The 15,251-nt window shown below is 65.1% G+C and carries 18 protein-coding genes; 2 read left to right on the top strand and 16 right to left on the bottom strand.

The genetic code is table 11. The features are described from left to right. Window positions 1-33: 33 nt before the first annotated feature. The 4 genes from Y88_RS14070 to mobA are packed head-to-tail and all read right to left on the bottom strand — an operon-like array spanning window position 34 to window position 2,737. On the bottom strand, window positions 34-675 hold the full coding sequence (locus tag Y88_RS14070) for an ATP-binding cassette domain-containing protein (RefSeq protein WP_008070392.1): 642 nt from the start codon (window positions 673-675) through the stop codon (window positions 34-36). Further along, window positions 665-1,372 (bottom strand): molybdate ABC transporter permease subunit, encoded by a 708-nt coding sequence (modB, locus tag Y88_RS14065; RefSeq protein WP_008070389.1) that lies wholly within the window; start codon window positions 1,370-1,372, stop codon window positions 665-667. The genes Y88_RS14070 and modB overlap by 11 nt, the downstream gene beginning before the upstream one ends. Further along, window positions 1,353-2,153, bottom strand: coding sequence for a molybdate ABC transporter substrate-binding protein (gene modA / locus Y88_RS14060; protein ID WP_008070388.1), 801 nt, complete (start codon window positions 2,151-2,153; stop codon window positions 1,353-1,355). The genes modB and modA overlap by 20 nt, the downstream gene beginning before the upstream one ends. A gap of 50 nt (window positions 2,154-2,203) precedes the next feature. Then, complete coding sequence (gene mobA, locus Y88_RS14055) at window positions 2,204-2,737, bottom strand: molybdenum cofactor guanylyltransferase (RefSeq protein ID WP_008070382.1); 534 nt, start codon at window positions 2,735-2,737, stop codon at window positions 2,204-2,206. A 97-nt stretch (window positions 2,738-2,834) separates the two neighbouring features. On the opposite strand from mobA, the gene moaC reads away from it, so the two are divergent. Next, on the top strand, window positions 2,835-3,302 hold the full coding sequence (gene moaC, locus Y88_RS14050) for a cyclic pyranopterin monophosphate synthase MoaC (RefSeq protein WP_008070380.1): 468 nt from the start codon (window positions 2,835-2,837) through the stop codon (window positions 3,300-3,302). Window positions 3,303-3,391: 89 nt separating this feature from the next. On the opposite strand, the gene Y88_RS14045 is transcribed toward moaC, so the two are convergent. The 12 genes from Y88_RS14045 to hcaE all read right to left on the bottom strand — a co-directional run bounded on the left by Y88_RS14045 (window position 3,392) and on the right by hcaE (window position 14,061). Further along, complete coding sequence (locus Y88_RS14045) at window positions 3,392-3,688, bottom strand: GIY-YIG nuclease family protein (RefSeq protein ID WP_008070378.1); 297 nt, start codon at window positions 3,686-3,688, stop codon at window positions 3,392-3,394. 67 nt (window positions 3,689-3,755) lie between these two features. Further along, window positions 3,756-4,994: a molybdopterin molybdotransferase MoeA gene (locus Y88_RS14040; RefSeq protein WP_018076110.1), complete on the bottom strand. Its 1,239-nt coding sequence runs from the start codon at window positions 4,992-4,994 to the stop codon at window positions 3,756-3,758. Then, entirely contained in the window at window positions 4,946-5,482 is a 537-nt protein-coding gene (gene moaB, locus Y88_RS14035) for a molybdenum cofactor biosynthesis protein B (protein ID WP_008070374.1), read from the bottom strand. Before moaB ends, Y88_RS14040 begins: the two co-directional genes overlap by 49 nt. Before the next feature lie 99 nt (window positions 5,483-5,581). Further along, window positions 5,582-6,052 (bottom strand): molybdenum cofactor biosynthesis protein MoaE, encoded by a 471-nt coding sequence (locus Y88_RS14030; RefSeq protein WP_008070373.1) that lies wholly within the window; start codon window positions 6,050-6,052, stop codon window positions 5,582-5,584. Further along, window positions 6,045-6,302, bottom strand: a complete 258-nt coding sequence (locus Y88_RS14025) for a MoaD/ThiS family protein (RefSeq protein ID WP_008070371.1) — start codon at window positions 6,300-6,302, stop codon at window positions 6,045-6,047. Before Y88_RS14025 ends, Y88_RS14030 begins: the two co-directional genes overlap by 8 nt. Before the next feature lie 3 nt (window positions 6,303-6,305). After that, window positions 6,306-7,301, bottom strand: a complete 996-nt coding sequence (moaA, locus tag Y88_RS14020) for a GTP 3',8-cyclase MoaA (RefSeq protein ID WP_008070369.1) — start codon at window positions 7,299-7,301, stop codon at window positions 6,306-6,308. A 248-nt stretch (window positions 7,302-7,549) separates the two neighbouring features. After that, on the bottom strand, window positions 7,550-9,808 hold the full coding sequence (locus Y88_RS14015) for a TonB-dependent receptor (RefSeq protein WP_018076108.1): 2,259 nt from the start codon (window positions 9,806-9,808) through the stop codon (window positions 7,550-7,552). Window positions 9,809-10,024: 216 nt separating this feature from the next. Further along, window positions 10,025-11,005 (bottom strand): 3-carboxyethylcatechol 2,3-dioxygenase, encoded by a 981-nt coding sequence (locus tag Y88_RS14010; RefSeq protein WP_008070366.1) that lies wholly within the window; start codon window positions 11,003-11,005, stop codon window positions 10,025-10,027. Beyond that, on the bottom strand, window positions 11,002-11,814 hold the full coding sequence (hcaB, locus tag Y88_RS14005; protein ID WP_008070364.1) for a 3-phenylpropionate-dihydrodiol/cinnamic acid-dihydrodiol dehydrogenase: 813 nt from the start codon (window positions 11,812-11,814) through the stop codon (window positions 11,002-11,004). Before hcaB ends, Y88_RS14010 begins: the two co-directional genes overlap by 4 nt. After that, a complete protein-coding gene (hcaC, locus tag Y88_RS14000; RefSeq protein ID WP_008070362.1) occupies window positions 11,811-12,128 on the bottom strand; it encodes a 3-phenylpropionate/cinnamic acid dioxygenase ferredoxin subunit in 318 nt (105 codons plus the stop codon). Before hcaC ends, hcaB begins: the two co-directional genes overlap by 4 nt. A gap of 18 nt (window positions 12,129-12,146) precedes the next feature. Beyond that, window positions 12,147-12,707 carry a 3-phenylpropionate/cinnamic acid dioxygenase subunit beta gene (hcaF, locus tag Y88_RS13995; RefSeq protein ID WP_018076107.1) on the bottom strand — a complete coding sequence of 187 codons (561 nt, stop codon included), beginning with the start codon at window positions 12,705-12,707 and terminating at the stop codon, window positions 12,147-12,149. After that, entirely contained in the window at window positions 12,700-14,061 is a 1,362-nt protein-coding gene (hcaE, locus tag Y88_RS13990; protein ID WP_008070358.1) for a 3-phenylpropionate/cinnamic acid dioxygenase subunit alpha, read from the bottom strand. Before hcaE ends, hcaF begins: the two co-directional genes overlap by 8 nt. A gap of 129 nt (window positions 14,062-14,190) precedes the next feature. Between hcaE and Y88_RS13985 the strand changes: the two genes are divergently transcribed. Further along, complete coding sequence (locus Y88_RS13985; RefSeq protein WP_008070357.1) at window positions 14,191-15,084, top strand: LysR substrate-binding domain-containing protein; 894 nt, start codon at window positions 14,191-14,193, stop codon at window positions 15,082-15,084. The last annotated feature ends 167 nt before the right edge of the window (window positions 15,085-15,251 follow it).

The following is a 15,251-nucleotide window of genomic DNA, read 5'->3' as shown; positions in this document are numbered from 1 at the left end:
TCGCCTTGTCGCGAGGGCGTCAAGGGCGTGCCGTCACCCTATCGGAACCACGTTTCCGGCGAGCCGTTCGACTTCGGCGGCATCGTGGCTGACATAGAGGATCGGCAGGCCAAGCTCGTCGCGAATGCGTTCGATAAGACCCATGATTTCGCCGCGTCGGGCCGGATCGAGCGAGGACAGCGGTTCGTCGAACAAGAGGAACCGCGCCCCCGAAAGCAGCGCGCGACCGATCGCCACCCGTTGCGCCTCGCCCCCGGACAGGCGCCGGACCGGACGCGCGAGCAAGGGCTCGATCCCGAGCAACGCGCAGACATCGAGCAGCGACAGGAGCGAAGGTTCGCTCCCGGCCCGCCGCGCACCATACAGGAGGTTCCGCTCGACCGTCATGTGCGGAAACAGGCGCAGGTCCTGAAACACATAGCCGCAGCCGCGCCGTTCAGGAGGCAAGTCGATCCCTGCGACGCTGTCGAAGAGGACGCGGCCTGCGACCGCGATCCGCCCGGCCTGTGGGCGCAGGAGCCCCGCGACCATGTCGAGAACGCTGGTCTTGCCCGCTCCCGACCGCCCGACCAGAGCGGTGATCGCCGCATGGCTCGCAAAAGACAGGTGCAAGATGCCCTCGCCGCGCGGAACGGTCACGTCGATGTCGAATACGGGTGCGGCTTCAGATGACACCGGTCCGCCCCACCTTGCGCGCCAGCACTTCCGACACCAGCAGCGCGATCAGCGACAGCGCGACCGAAACCAGCGCCAATCGCGTCACTGCGGTCTCGCTGCCCGGGATCTGCAGCGCGGAATAGATCGCGAGCGGCAGAGTCTCGGTCTCGCCCGGAATGTTCGACACGAACGTGATCGTCGCGCCGAATTCACCCAGGCTGCGGGCAAAGCCCAGCACCATGCCCGCCAAGACGCCCGGCATGGCAAGCGGCAGAGTGATCGTCGCAAAGACCCGCAGGCGTCCGGCGCCCAGCGTGCGCGCCGCGCTTTCAAGACGGCGATCGACAGCCTCGATCGACAGGCGCATGGCCCGGACCATCAAGGGAAAAGCCATGACCGCGCTGGCAAGCGCCGCCCCGGTCCAGCGGAACATGACCGAGACGCCGAACTCTGCGAGCCAGCGCCCGACCAAACCTTGCGCCCCAAAAGCCAGCAGCAGCAACCAGCCGGTCACGACCGGGGGCAGCACCAGCGGCAAATGAACCAGCGCGTCAAGCAGGACCCGGCCGACGAAACGCCCGCGCGCCAGGAGCCAGGCACAACCGAACGCGACCGGAGCAACGCCCCCGATCGCCACTGCGCTGACTTTCAGCGACAGCACGACGATGTCCCACTCTTCGGGCGTCAACATGCGTTCAGCGCGGGCCGAAGCCATAGGCGAGGAAGATCTTGTGCCCCTCGCGCGACAAGAGGAACCGGCGGAACCCTTCGCCTTCGGGATTGGTCGATCCCGCGATCCCGACGATCGGATAGACGATCGGCCCGTGCGATTGCGGCGGGAACAGGCCGACCACGCGGACCTTGGGCTCGACCGCCGCGTCGGTCGCATAGACGATGCCGAGCGGGGTCTCCCCCCGCGCCACCAGAGCCAGCGCGGCCCGCACGCTTTCGGCCCCGGCGATCCGCCCGGCAACCGAAGGCCAGACGCCCAGATTGGTCAGCGCCTCTTTCGCGTATTTCCCCGCAGGAACCGCGCCGACCTGCCCGGTTGCCAGCCGCCCGTTCGGGCCGAGTGCCTGTGCCAGCGGAAAGCCGCGCCGGATCGAGAGGCGCACCGGACTACCTGCCGGAGCGATCAGGGCAAGGCCGTTGGTCAGGAAATTGGCACGCGTCCCCGGCTTGATCCAGCCGCCCGGACGCCCCGGCGCATGGGCGACATAATCCATCCACTCTTCGTCGGCGGAAACGAAAAGATCGGCGGGCGCGCCGTTGACGATCTGCCGCGCCAGAGCCGACGAAGCGGCAAAGGAGAGCACCGGACGCGGATGGCCACGCGCGACCCAGGCGTCGGCGGCCTTGTTGAGCGATTCCTGCATACTCGCGGCGGCCAGCACGACCGGCGGTCTTGCCTGTGCATGAGCGCCCGTACCGGCAAGGCCAGCGACCGCCACAGCGGCAAAGGCGAGCCAGTCACGGCGCGTGAAAAGGCGTGTCATCCCAACCTCCTCGTTGTTGTCCGGCCCTATACCTTGAAGCCTATCCCACCCTAACCCTTTTCCATGCCGTCGAGGTCTTCGGGGCGATTGATGTTGGGCATGGCAAAGTCCGGGACGCGCACGTGCCGGGGCGCGGTCTTGTCGAACCAGCAGCGCAAGGACCGGTTCGTCTCCGTTGCCAGATGGGCGTCGAGCAGCGGCGCGAGGGACGCGGGCCACCACCCGGCAAGGTGCGAACCTTCGAGCACGGCCGGACCATCTCCGACCAGCGCGGCGGCCAATGCGGCAGGGAAGACCGGCATGTCGCATCCGGTCACGAGCACGCCGTCGAAACCATGAGCCTGCGCATGGTGAAGCGCGGCATTGAGCCCCCCGAGCGGACCCTGCCCCGGTTCGGGCCGGTCGGCCAGGACCGTCACGCCCGGATAGTCCCGCCCGCAGACCGCAAGGCTCGCGCAATGGGGGGCGAGCGCATCGAGCGCATGGTCGAGCAGGCTCCGCCCGCGCCAGAGCGCCTGTGCCTTGTCGCTGCCGAACCGGGTCGAGAGCCCGCCGGCCAGAACCACGCCGAGGATTTTCGTCATGCCTTCGGGCCTATCACCATTCCACCTTGCCGGGAAAGTCGGGCGAAGGCTATCTGCCTCACAAAGCCTGCCCATTCCCCTCGCCGAGGTGCCTGCCATGTCCGAACTCACTCACCTCGACGCTGCCGGGAATGCCCGTATGGTCGACGTCGGCCACAAGGCGGAAACCCGGCGCGAAGCCGTCGCCACCGGACGCATCCGCATGAGCGACAAGGCCCTTGCCGCCATTCGCGACGGCGACGTGCCCAAAGGCGACGTCATTGCCGCCGCCCGCATCGCCGCGATCATGGCCGCCAAGAAGACCGGCGAACTGATCCCGTTGTGCCACCCGATCGGCCTCGACGCGGTCACCGTCGATTTCGCCTTCGAACCCGACGCCGTCCGCGCCACTGCACTTGCCTGCGTCAACGGCCGCACAGGCGTCGAAATGGAAGCCATGACCGCCACCGCCGTCGCCCTGCTCACCATCTATGACATGGCCAAAGCGATCGACCGCGCCATGACCATCGAAGACGTGCATCTCCTGTCCAAGAAGGGCGGAAAGTCGGGCGATTGGACGGCGTAACCCGCCGCCGTTCCGCACAGCCCACAGCCCCGCACACCCGTCACCCCAGGCTTGACCCGGGGTCCCACTCACTTGCGCGCAACCGTAGATCAAACGAGACTGTCATAGAGATCGATCCAGTCAGGATTGACCCGTTCGACAAGGTCGAATTTCCATTCTCGACGCCACTGCTTGATCCGCTTTTCATGCGCAATGCACACATCGATCGCCTCGCCGCGCTCGGCCCAGACCAAACGATGCAAGCGATACCGGGCGCAGAAGTCCGAGCCCGTCCCCTGCCGATGCTGGAATATCCGGCGAGGCAGATCCGCTGTCACTCCGACATACATCGTGCCGCGATAACGGTCGGCCATGATGTAGACCCTGCCGCCGGGTTCGTGCTTCATCGACAGGTCTCGTCGGTACGGGACCCCGGGTCAAGCCCGGGGTGACGGGTGGCTGCGTGTTACGCCCTCAAAACGGCAGGCAGGGCACTTTCCAGGTTCCGTCGCTGTCCTGACGGCTGCGGGCGCTGCGCAAGAGGCAGTTGGCGAGGGCCCATTGCGACTGCCCGCCCGAGTTCTGGCGCGAGACCGGGCGGACGGTTCCGCCGACGGTTTCAGCGATCAGGAAGACTTCGCGGTCGCCGTCCTGTCGCGGATCGGCCTCGACCTTGCGGTCCTGCCAATCGAGCGCGACAGCCATCGGACGACCACCGAGCGCGGCGAGCAGCGGCGCAAGGAACAGGCGCGCGGTGACGAGGGCCGACGAGGGATTGCCGGGAAGACCGACGATCCGCGTCTTGCCCGAGCGGGCGATCCAGACCGGCTTGCCCGGCTTGATCGCGACTTTGGAAAAGACCGGTTCCAGCGGCGCATCGGCGAACATCGCCTGCGCGAAATCGCGCGCGCCGACCGAGGCCCCGCCGGTCACCACGATCACGTCCGCATCGGCGAGGGCTTCCCCGGCCCAGGCGGCCAGCGCGGGAAGGTCGTCGGGCAGCCGCGTGCGATCGACCACTTCACCGCCCCAGTTGCACACCAGCGCGGCAATGGCGGGGGAAACACTGTCAGGAATGGTCGCGGCATGGGCCGCCGCTTCGCCCGGTTCGACGAGTTCGCTGCCGGTGGCAAGGATGCGCACGCGCGGACGGCGGACCGCCATGATCTCACCGACATCGCCCCCGGCGGCACAGAGCAATTGCCCCGTCCCCATCAGGCACCCGGCGGGCAGGAGCAGGTCGCCCTTGCCGAAATCCTCGCCCGCACGACGGACATGCCAGCCTGGCCCATAGCCTTCGCCGACATGGGCCAGATCGTCCTCGAACCGGACGTGTTCCTGCATGATGACGCGATCCGCACCGTCGGGCAGCAAGGCCCCGGTAAAGATGCGCACCCCTTCGCCGCTGCCCAGCGTGCCGGAAAACGGCTGCCCGGCATAGGACGTACCGATCAGGCGCACGGCGGTTCCCGGCGTCACGTCAGCATCGCGCACGGCGATCCCGTCCATTGCCGAGGCATCCCCGGCCGGGAAGGAAATCCGTGCAGTCACAGGCGCGGCAAGAACGCGTCCCTGCGCCTGCGCCAGGGCAATCGTCTCGCCCTCGAGCGGTTCGATCCCCGCCGAGAGCAGGGCCAGCGCCTCGTCGTAGCCGATCAGGGCCATCAGGCGCAGAGTCCGCGCAGACGAGGCAGGAGCCCCGCGATCGAGCAAGGACGATAACGGCTGTCGAATTCATGCACGAGCACGAGATCCCAACCGTCCTTGCAAGCTCCGGTCGACCCGGGAAGACAGAAGATGAAAGTATCCTCGATCTGTCCGGCAAAGGCGCGTGATTGCATCGTTGAGATGCCCACGGTGCCAAGACTTGCCTGATGGAACACCACCGAAAAACCGTCCATGGTCCGGCGCAACAGCGGCTGCACCGCCTCGGGCGTGACGTCGCGCGGGGTAAAGCCGGTGCCGCCGGTCGACACGATGATATCGACGGCCGGGTCCGCGACCCAGGCCTGCACTTGCGCGCGGATGTCGGCCACATCGTCCTTGACGATGGCGCGGGCGGCAAGGCTGTGCCCGGCCCCTTCGAGCCGCTCGATCAGCAAAGCCCCCGAACGGTCGGTGGCAAGATCGCGCGTGTCCGACACCGTCAGCACGGCGATGTTGAGCGGATAGAATGTCAGGCTTTCATCAATTCCGGCCATGGGCCCAATCACCTCGTCCTAGTTTTCCGCCCAGAGTTTCCCAGCAAAAGTTTCTGGGCCAAAGTTTCCCGGCAAAAGTTCCGGGCCAGATCCGGTTCCCTACCATCGGGCCTTGTCGCTGTAATCGGTATCGGTGGGTTCGATCCACCGCGAACCGAGTGCGGTTTCTTCGCGTTTCCAGAAGACCGCGTCGGATTTGAGGCGGTCCATGATATAATCCATCGCACTGATTGCGGCGCGGCGATGGGCTGCGGCTACGGCGACCAGCACGATCGGCTCACCCGGCAGAATGCGCCCGTGGCGATGAACGACGCAAGCCCGTCCTATCGCGAAACGCTCGCGGGCGGTCGCAACGATCTCTTCCATCGAGCGCAAGGTCATCCCGCGATAGATTTCGAGAACCAGCGCGACGAGGCGTTCGCCGTCATGCGCCCCGCCCCGGCATATCCCGACGAAGCTGGCGATCGCCCCATCCTCCGCGCCCTGAGACGAGGGAAGCGAAAACCGGGCCATTTCGGCAATGGGGTCGAGCGGTTCGCAAGAAAGCCGGACGTCGAACGGATCAGCCACCGGACACCGGCGGGAAAAAGGCCGGACGATCGCCTGCCCGCACCGGGGCGGCATCATCGACCATGGTTTCGGCAAGACAGGCCCGCACGCGCGGTCCCAGGATCGCGTCGGCAAGGCCGGGCCATTCCTGCGCGATCCGGCGGCGCAAGTCGCCCACGGTACAAACCTCGCCCTCGATCTCGACATCAAGCACCGGCCCATGGGCATCGGCCAGACGACCGCAAAGGTCGACCGTGACGGAAACGCTCATGGTTCAGCCCCCGATCGCCGAGAGATTGGCGGTCCCGCCGCTGCTCCCTTCGTGCAAGTGATGCGCCGCGGCCTTGGTCATGGTGAGCGCGCGCAGGCGGGCGACGAGATCGTCATGCTGGTCGTCGCTCTCGAGCAGGGGCCGCACGTCAATCCCCGCGTCCCCGAACAGGCACAAGTGCAGCTTCCCGCGCGAAGACACGCGCAGGCGATTGCAGGTCGCACAGAAATCGCGCGAATAGGGCGCGATCACCCCGACCCGTCCGCGCGCGTCGGAACGCCCGTATTCGATCGCGGGACCATCGCCCGCCCGCCGCGGCAGGCGCGACCATCCGCGCCGGTCGAGCAGCGAAGTCACGAGTTCGGCCCCGACATGGCGCTGGGCATAGAAATCGGGATTGTCGTTGGTGCGCATGACTTCGATGAAACGCAGCGACAAGTCGCGCTCGGCCGCGAAATCAACAAGCGCACCCACTTCGTCGGCATTCACCCCACGCATGAGCACGCAATTGAGCTTGATCGTCGAAAAGCCTGCCGCACGCGCGGCTTCGACCCCGGCGAGCACTTCGGCCAGGCGGTCGTGCCCGGTGATGTCGGCAAACCGCGCGGCGTCGAGCGAATCGATGCTGATATTGATCGCCGAAACGCCGGCCTCGGCATAGGACGCGGCCCGTTCGACAAGGCGGTAACCGTTCGTCGTCATCGCCACGCGCGTGATGCCCGGAACCGCAGCGACCGTCCGCGCGACATCAACGAAGTCCTCGCGCAGCGTCGGCTCGCCCCCGGTCAGGCGCACTTTCCACAAGCCCAGAGTGGCAAAAGCGGTCAGCAAACGGCGGATTTCCGCCAGCGAGAGATCGCCCGACAGGCCTTTCGCCTTGCGATAGCCGTCGGGCAGGCAATAGCTGCAGCGGAAATTGCAGACGTCCGTCAGCGACAGGCGCAGATATTCAAAGCGCCGCCCGAAACCATCGGTCAAGGGCTGAACTGTCTGCTCCATTACGCTCCCGGGCCTTTATCTCTATCGGGCCGAGGTACGACCGCGCCGAATACCCGATATAGCCCTTCGCATCGCCCTTTGCAGCCGGTCAAGCAAGAGGCGCCCATAAAAAAGGGAGCCCGCGCACGAAGCGCGAGCCCCCAAGGGTGGTCATGAGAGTCTGGTGCAAAATTCGCAGGGCGAATTTTGAAGGCGGCACCGGCCCACTCCTGGAAATTCCGGCAACGCCGGAATTTCCGATCAAACGCTCAAAAATGATAGCCGATGCTGCCGCCGTACATGCGCGGTTCGCCCGCAAAGCCGACCGATGACCCGTTGGGCAGGTAGAGGATCGTGCGGCGATAGGCGGTGTCGGTCGCATTGGTGACGAAACCGGTGATCCGCAAAGCGCCGATGTCGACCCCGGCCCGGAAATTGAGCAGGCCATAGCCGCCTTCGGCCGTCAGCGGCGTGCCCACGCCATAGGCGAGTTCACCCTGTCCGGGTTCGTGGAAGAAGCGGGTCATGTAGCTGTAGTCCGCGCGCAGAGTCAGGACCTTGTTCCCGCCCAGAGGAATGGTCTGTTCCGCATTCACGCTGAACGAGTGCTTGGGCGAGCGTACCATGGTGGTGTTCGAAAAGTCGGTCGAAGCGTTGTAGACGAAATTGTCGTACTTCGCGTCGAGGTAGCCATAGGAACCGCCGATCGTCGTGTGCGCGGTCGGATGGGCGACAATTTCCAGTTCCACCCCCTTGATCGTCGAACTGGCAGCATTGTCGATCAACGCGGTGGCCGAGCTGACCGAACCGATGATGCGCGCGACTTGCAGGTTCTTGTAATCGTACCAGAAGAGCGAGCCGTTGACGCGCAGGGCACGACCAAACCAGTCGCTCTTGAACCCGGCTTCATAGGCGGTCAGCGTTTCCGGGCGGAACGTGGTATTCGCAACGGCGAGCGAGAACGGAATGTACTGGAACCCGCCGCCCTTGTAGCCGGTCGAATAGCTGGCATAGAGCTTCACATCGCGGTTGATTTTGTAATCGATCACCACGCGCGGATCGGTGCTGGACGAAGCGATGCGGTTGGTCGTCGCAAACGGCACCGGGATCAGCGGCAGGCCCGGATTGGTATTGCTGCCCGACTGGGTCGCCCATTTCTTGTCATTGGAATACCGCCCGCCCAGTGTCAGCGTCAGCTTGTCGGTAATGTGCCACGCCGCCTGTCCGAAGAAAGCCCAGGCATTGGCGCCATAGATCGAGCCAGCGACATCGGTCGCGCTGGTGGTGACCGAATAATAGGCCCAGTTCTGTCCCATCGGGAACGTGTCGATGCGGCTCGAGCTGTCGTGGTAATAGTAAAAGCCGACAATCCAGTCGAGCTTGCCCCCGAACGAGAGATGGCCGCTCGGCGCGGAAGTCAGGCGCACTTCCTGCGTCAGCTGGTTCGAGCGTTCGCGCGTCAACTGTTGCAGCACGTCGAGCGAGGAACCTTCCAGCTCGCGCCCGTCATAGCTGTGCAGATGGCGATAGGACGTGATCGAGGTGATCGACAGGTCCTCGAGCGCGTAGTCAACTTTCGCCGAATAGGTCTGGGCATGACGGCTCAGAACCGGATCGTGCGAGAGATACCCTTCATAAAGCGATTGCGCCGGGGTCGCGGTAAAGGCCGGATTGGCAAAGAAGACCGCGTTGGGATTGGCCGAAGTCCCCTGATTGAACCCGGCAAAGGCCCCCTTGTTGCCGTCGATCATGAAATCGGCACCAAGATCGATCTTGAGCCCATCAGTGGGCTTGAGCGTGACGCGCAGCCGCCCGCCGGTATTGTCCACCCCCTGGAACCGGTGGCCGGTTGCCAGATTGAGCGAATAGCCGTCGCGCTGGGTCGTCCATGCGGCAACGCGCGCCGTCACCTTGTCCCCCGCAATCGGACCGCCGACCGCGCCGAACAGGTTCCAACCGTTGTAATTGGAACCCCCTGCCTCGAAATCGCCGGTCCAATGGTCGGTCGGTGCCTTGGTAATGACATTGATCGCGCCGCCGATGGTGTTGCGGCCATAAAGCGTCCCTTGCGGCCCGCGCAGGACCTCGATCCGCTCAATGTCCTTCATCGCGCCGAACGAGCCGGACGAGCGGCCATAATAGACGTCATCGACAAAGACCCCGACCGAGCTTTCCGAACCCGGATCGAACGAGCGGGTGCCGATGCCGCGAATGTAAAGCTGCGGGCGGACCGCGCCAAAGCTGCCGAAATAGAAATTGGGCACTTTGGTCGCGATGTTGTCGATGCCGACAATGCCGGTCTTGGCGATCTGTTCGCTGCCGATCGCGGTGATCGCGACGGGAATGGATTGCGCGCTTTCCTTGCGCCGCTGCGCGGTGACGATGATGTCGGGAACGCTCGGCGCGGCTTCGGCGGCTTGCGGCTCGGCGGCATTCGCTTCCGGCTCGGCAGCGTGGGCACTGGCCCCGCCGCCTAGCGCCATGGCCAGCGCGAACGCGGCTGTCCCTGTCGTCAGGATGCTTTTCATCGTTTCTCTCCCTTTTTTCACCTGCCCCGCGTCATGGGGTCTGTCGGTGGGCATGCACTGCCCCGCCCGGGCCAGCCCTCGGCTGCCGGTCGATCTGGTCCTTGCGTGATGCGCGATCTGGTGCGGCCTGCACGCCCGGTCTGCCGGGCCGCGCGGCGGCGTCCTCTCTCCCGTGTGTCCCCCGGTCTTGCCCCTCTCCCCCCCAGTTCCCGGCGGTCAGGCCGTGCACGCGGCCGAAACCAGCCCCATGCCCGCAATCCATTCGTCGATCGGGTGGTAGAACCGCTCCTGCCCGCGATAGGGGCCGAGCGCGTCGAGCGCGGCAAAGGCTGCGACCCAGGCACGGATCTCGTGCCCGCCGCGCCCGCCATGCGCAAAGATTTCCGCATCGGTCATCGCGCCGAAGCGATCCATCCGCGCTGCAAGGAAATCGGCAATCAACCCCCGATCCCATTCGGGGTCGAGCGGCAGGGTTTCCCCCTTGCCTTCACCCCGTGCCAGAGCCGCCCCCTTGGACAGGACATTGGCCTGTCGCCGCGCCCGGGCTTCGGCCGTGGGATTGCGCCCGGCGATCAGGAATTCCTCGACCTCGGGCGGAACCTTGCCCATCTGGGGCGTCGGCGGGTCGTGGCTGAGCCCGCCCGACCCCAGGATCAGCACCCGTTCGACCCGCCCGTCCTGAGCCAGGAACCGCCCGACCGCGCGCCCCAGCGCCATCGCGCGATGGACCGGCGGGGCGGGATGGGCCGCGCCGTTGACGAAAATCGGCAGGACCGGATAGCGCGCGACATCTCCGGCCAGCAACGCAAGCGGCTGGGTGAAACCGTGATCGGCCTGCATCCGGTAGGAATAGGCCAGATCGACGCCTTGATCCTGAACGAAGCGAACGAGATCGAGCGCCACGTCCTCGGGCACGTCGAGCGGATCGGTCGAATAGTCCCAGTCCCCCGCCCCGCGCGCCCGGATGCCGAGGCAGAACGGCGGCATCAGGTCATAGAAGAAGCCGTTGAAATGATCGGGCGCGAACAGCACGATCAGTTGCGGGGCAAAGTCCGCCACTTCGCGGGCAAGGTCGGCAAAAGCCCCGCGCGCGGCCCGTTCCACGGCCGGATCGGGATGAATGAATTCCATCATCGGCGAATGCGACGCACAGATCAGGCGCACGTTGCGCGTCGCCGGGCTTGCAACCGGGGTCATAGCTGCATCCCCCCTGCGACATGGCGAATGCCGCGAATGCCGAGCCCGCAATCGGCATTGATCATCACCCCCGACAATGTGCGGTTGTCCTGTCGCGAGGCGAGCATGACATAGGGACCCACGAAATCGTCGGGCTCGGGAAAGAATTGCAGCGGCAGGATCGCGCGGATCGCGTCGGGCGAACGGGAATCCATGATCTTCTGATCCTGCTGGCCCAAAGCCGCCGCCCCGCGCAGATCGCTCGCCATCCCGCTCGGCGCGACGGCGTTGACGCGCACCTTGGGCGCCAGTTCATAGGCAAGCTGGCGCACCAGCCCGACCCCGGCATGTTTCGACGCGGTATAGAGCGGCCCGCCCCCGCCCGGATAGAACGCGGAATTGGACAGGGTGAAAATGATCGAGCCTTCGCTGGCGATCAAGGCCGGGGCCGCCGCTTTCGCCCCGAGCAGGTAACCTTTGACATTGATCGCGAAGAGTTCGTCGAAACCCTTGTCGAGATCCTCGCCGCTGCGATCGACAAGGCTGGCGCCATGGTCCCAGATCGCGGCATTGCCGATGAAGCAGTCGAGACGGTCGAAGCGGTCGAGCACCGCCTCCACCGCGCGGAGATTGTCATCGTACGAGCGCACGTCGCCCGCAACCGCAACAACCGCGTCGGGAAATTCGGTGTTGAGCGCCTCGACCCGTCCGGCATCGCGTTCCAGCACGCCGATCCGCGCGCCTTCGGCCACGAAACGGCGCAGGATCGCCAGCCCCAGCCCCGAACCGCCCCCGGTGATCAGCGCGACCTGTCCGGCAAGGCGGCTCACGCAGCCGTCTCCACCGTGACATAGATTTCCCCATCCTCGACTGCGACCGGGAACGTCGCGAGATCGATATAGGCGGGCTGGCTCAGCGCCTTGCCTGTGCGCAGGCAGAACCGCGCGGCATGGAGCGGGCATTCGACGGTGCAATCGTCCTCGACATAGCCGTCGGCCATCGAGGCGTCGCCGTGGGTGCATTGATCGGCAAGGGCAAAGATTTCGCCTTCGACATTGAAGACGGCAACGGCAGGATCGCTTTCGACACGCTTCGCCTCGCCAGAGGGCAACTCCGACAGCGAGCAGACATGGAATCGGGTCATGGTAATTCCGAAAAAGATCTAGAGAAGGATCGAGACGTTCGCCGACATCAGCGTGAACTCGTCGAGTTCGAGCCGCCGCCGCGCGATGAGGAAGGTGTCCTCCCCCTCCGCCGTCCGCACCCGGCGCAACGTGTCGCGGCGCGTGCCGATATAGCTGTGGTGGTCCCGCGACTTCGACGCCCGGTGCGCAAGGTAATTGCAGGCCACGACCAGTTCAGCCTCGCCCCGTTCGTTTTCGGCCTGGGCCAGAATGCGCACATTGGTGACGAAATGCCGCGTGCGGCTCGCCGGTTCGTCGGCCCAGGCCTGCCCGGTCTCGATCCGCGCGACGCGGCGTTCGAGCTGGTACTTGTCCTCGTGAAAGATATAGGTCGAGGGCGGCGCCCAGCCTTTGCGGCGATCGCGGAACTGCGCCAGCGTATTGGTATCGAGCGTATATTCGATATCCTCAGCGAGACAGTCGAGCCATTCGCGGAAGCGCCGTTCGTCGAGCAAGGCCGCCTCGTGATAGAGGAACTGTTCGACGTCCTGCTGCAATTCGGGCGTGACGCGCGGCATCCGGGTCAGTTCTTCAAGCATCGACGACCTCCTGCTCCCACTGCGCGGCAGCGGCCTCGATTTCAGGCCAGCTCTTGCCGCTCATCAGTTCGACCCAGTGCTGATAGAACCCGCGCGCGGCGGTTTCGGCGAAGGTGCCGTTGGTGACCCCCGGAATGCCGTCGTCGCGGCGTTCCTCGAAGCCCAGTCCCATCTGCATGCAGAAATCGGTCTGGCGCGCCTTGTGCCCGCGCAGAACTTTCTGGACCTCGACCCAATTTTCCGAATCATCCTGTTCAAGGAAACCGGCCGGACCAAAGGCTCGGGCGTGGCTGCGCTTCAGGGCTTCCTTGACTTCGGGCGGCGCGGCCTTGTCCGCGATGCAAAAGACCCAGGCTTCGATCTCGTTGGGCCCGCGCGGGTGCCAGACGCGCAAGGTCTGCGTGCCGTTGAGCCAGGAGAGCGTCGGGAACATGGTGTTGTGGCCGGCAAGGCGCAGCGCACGGACTTTGCCCAGACGCGCTTCGGCTTCGGCGTAAGTATCGCGGAAATATTCCGAAACCTCACCGCCGACCCAGACGTTGGCATCGGCGTTTTCAGTGAAGAAGAACGCGCTGCCGTGTCCCTTGCCGCCGAACTGCACGCCGCCAAGGCCATTGGCCCAGGCCGGGCGCTGCGTCTGTCCATCGCCGAGCGGCTTGCCTTCGGTCTTGTTCTGCGGCGTCGGCGCCAGCACCTGAATGGCCGAGGCATGGGTATAGGGCGCGTGGTACTGGTCCGAACAGAACTGTTCGGCGGCGAATTTCCAGTTGCACTCGATCACCCACTTGTGGATGCCGCCGACAACTTCGGTCCCGCCTTCGCGCCGGTCGAGAAAACCGTCGAGATACCAGGCCATGTCGCCCAGATAATCGACGAGCGAAGGCGCGCCTTCGTCCCAGTTGCCGAAAACGAGCCCCTTGTAGGTTTCGAGCCGGGGCACTTTGACCAGACCCCATTTCGATTTGTCGAGCTTGCCGCGATAGGCTTCCTTTTCGAGCGGAACCATCTGCAAGCCGCCGTCCACGCCATAGGCCCAGCCGTGATAGGGGCAGGTGAACGCGCGGGTATTGCCGCTGTCGGCGTGGCAGACTTTCATGCCGCGATGGCGGCACTGGTTCATCATCGCCGCGATCGAACCGTCCTTTTGCCGCACCACCAGCACGGGATCCTCGCCCATGTAGGTGTTGAAGAAATCACCGGCCTTGGGGATCTGGCTCTCGTGCGCAAGGAACAGCCATGTGCGAGCAAAGACACGTTCCAGCTCAAGCTCGTAGAGCGCGGGGTCGGTGTAGATCGCGGGCTTTACAGTCCCGTTGCGGGTATCGACGAGCGCACGGATATCGTCCTCGGTCATGCATCTCTCTCCCCTGTGGGGCCGGCCCGTGCCGGCTCTCTCGAAGGTGGGAATTAACCGGAACGCATGGGGGCCAGCCAATACATTGTTGTTGCCATGTTATCGCTCAAACCTATAAATCGCGCCATCATGGAACTGCGCCACCTCCGCTATTTCGTTGCCGTCGCCGAGGCCCTGAGCTTCACCCGCGCGGCCCAGACGCTGCGCACGGCGCAACCTTCGCTCAGCCAGCAAATCCGTGATCTGGAATATGAAATCGGAACTCCGCTGCTCAATCGCGACAAGCGCAACGTCGCCCTGACGGCAGCAGGGAAAGTCTTCCTCGACGAAGCGCGACTCGTTCTCGCGCAAGCCGACCGGGCCAAGACGCTGGCCCGCCGCGCCGCCGAAAGCGAGGCGCAGAGCCTGACCATCGGTTTCGTTCCGGCCGCCGAAGTGAAGATCTTCCCCCAGTCGCTCACCCTGCTGCGCGGGCTATTTCCCGATACGCGGATCGTGCTGCGCTCGCTCACCACCTTCGAACAGCATCAGGCCTTGCTCGCCGGGGACATCGACATCGCCTTCATGCGGCCGCCCGTGGACGAGAGCCTGTTTGCGAGCGAAGTGGTCCTGCGCGAACCGCTGGTCGCCCTGCTCCATATCGACCACCCCGCCTGCGCGCTGGACCGGGTTGCCCTCAGCGACCTGACCGACACGCCGTTCCTGCGCATCGCCAGCCGTCACGCGGGCAACCTGGCCCAGTTGATCGACGACCTTGCCCGCCGCGACGGGGCCGAGCTTCAGGCCATACAGGAAGTGGAAAACGTGCTGACCCTGCTGACACTCGTCGGGCTCGGCGTCGGCTTCAGCATCCTGCCCGACTATGTCGAGCAGTTGAGCTTCCGCAATCTCACCACCCGCCCGCTGGCCGGCCCCGAAGTGCGCGCGGAACTCGTCGCAGCCTGGCGCCACGACAATGCCAAACCCGAGATCACCGCCCTGGTTGCCCTGACCCGGGACGCGCTGAGTGAACGCAATCAATAGGCTTTACGTCTTAATCAAAACGAAATTCATATTGGCGGGCCCTATCGCTTTCGCCGATGCCGGGGCGTCACGATAGCCGGACAAGAGGCAGGACATGCGGGAGAATGGAAGGCGAAGGGCAAGGCCCCCGCGCGTCCGGAATCTGCCGCTCCACACTTTGCCCGGCA

It is taken from the genome of Novosphingobium nitrogenifigens DSM 19370 (genome assembly GCF_000192575.1).
GTDB lineage: Bacteria > Pseudomonadota > Alphaproteobacteria > Sphingomonadales > Sphingomonadaceae > Novosphingobium > Novosphingobium nitrogenifigens.
Note: the sequence above shows the minus strand (reverse complement) of the source record. Positions and strands in the feature narration are given on the sequence as shown.

Coding starts and splice junctions, on each gene's coding strand:
- modB (WP_008070389.1), bottom strand. CDS start 1,372: ATGGCTTCGGCCCGCGCTGAACGCATGTTGACGCCCGAAGAGTGGGAC.
- Y88_RS13985 (WP_008070357.1), top strand. CDS start 14,191: ATGGAACTGCGCCACCTCCGCTATTTCGTTGCCGTCGCCGAGGCCCTG.
- mobA (WP_008070382.1), bottom strand. CDS start 2,737: ATGACGAAAATCCTCGGCGTGGTTCTGGCCGGCGGGCTCTCGACCCGG.
- modA (WP_008070388.1), bottom strand. CDS start 2,153: ATGACACGCCTTTTCACGCGCCGTGACTGGCTCGCCTTTGCCGCTGTG.
- hcaC (WP_008070362.1), bottom strand. CDS start 12,128: ATGACCCGATTCCATGTCTGCTCGCTGTCGGAGTTGCCCTCTGGCGAG.
- Y88_RS14045 (WP_008070378.1), bottom strand. CDS start 3,688: ATGAAGCACGAACCCGGCGGCAGGGTCTACATCATGGCCGACCGTTAT.
- moaB (WP_008070374.1), bottom strand. CDS start 5,482: ATGGCCGGAATTGATGAAAGCCTGACATTCTATCCGCTCAACATCGCC.
- Y88_RS14015 (WP_018076108.1), bottom strand. CDS start 9,808: ATGAAAAGCATCCTGACGACAGGGACAGCCGCGTTCGCGCTGGCCATG.
- Y88_RS14010 (WP_008070366.1), bottom strand. CDS start 11,005: ATGACCCCGGTTGCAAGCCCGGCGACGCGCAACGTGCGCCTGATCTGT.
- moaA (WP_008070369.1), bottom strand. CDS start 7,301: ATGGAGCAGACAGTTCAGCCCTTGACCGATGGTTTCGGGCGGCGCTTT.
- hcaF (WP_018076107.1), bottom strand. CDS start 12,707: ATGCTTGAAGAACTGACCCGGATGCCGCGCGTCACGCCCGAATTGCAG.
- moaC (WP_008070380.1), top strand. CDS start 2,835: ATGTCCGAACTCACTCACCTCGACGCTGCCGGGAATGCCCGTATGGTC.
- hcaE (WP_008070358.1), bottom strand. CDS start 14,061: ATGACCGAGGACGATATCCGTGCGCTCGTCGATACCCGCAACGGGACT.
- Y88_RS14025 (WP_008070371.1), bottom strand. CDS start 6,302: ATGAGCGTTTCCGTCACGGTCGACCTTTGCGGTCGTCTGGCCGATGCC.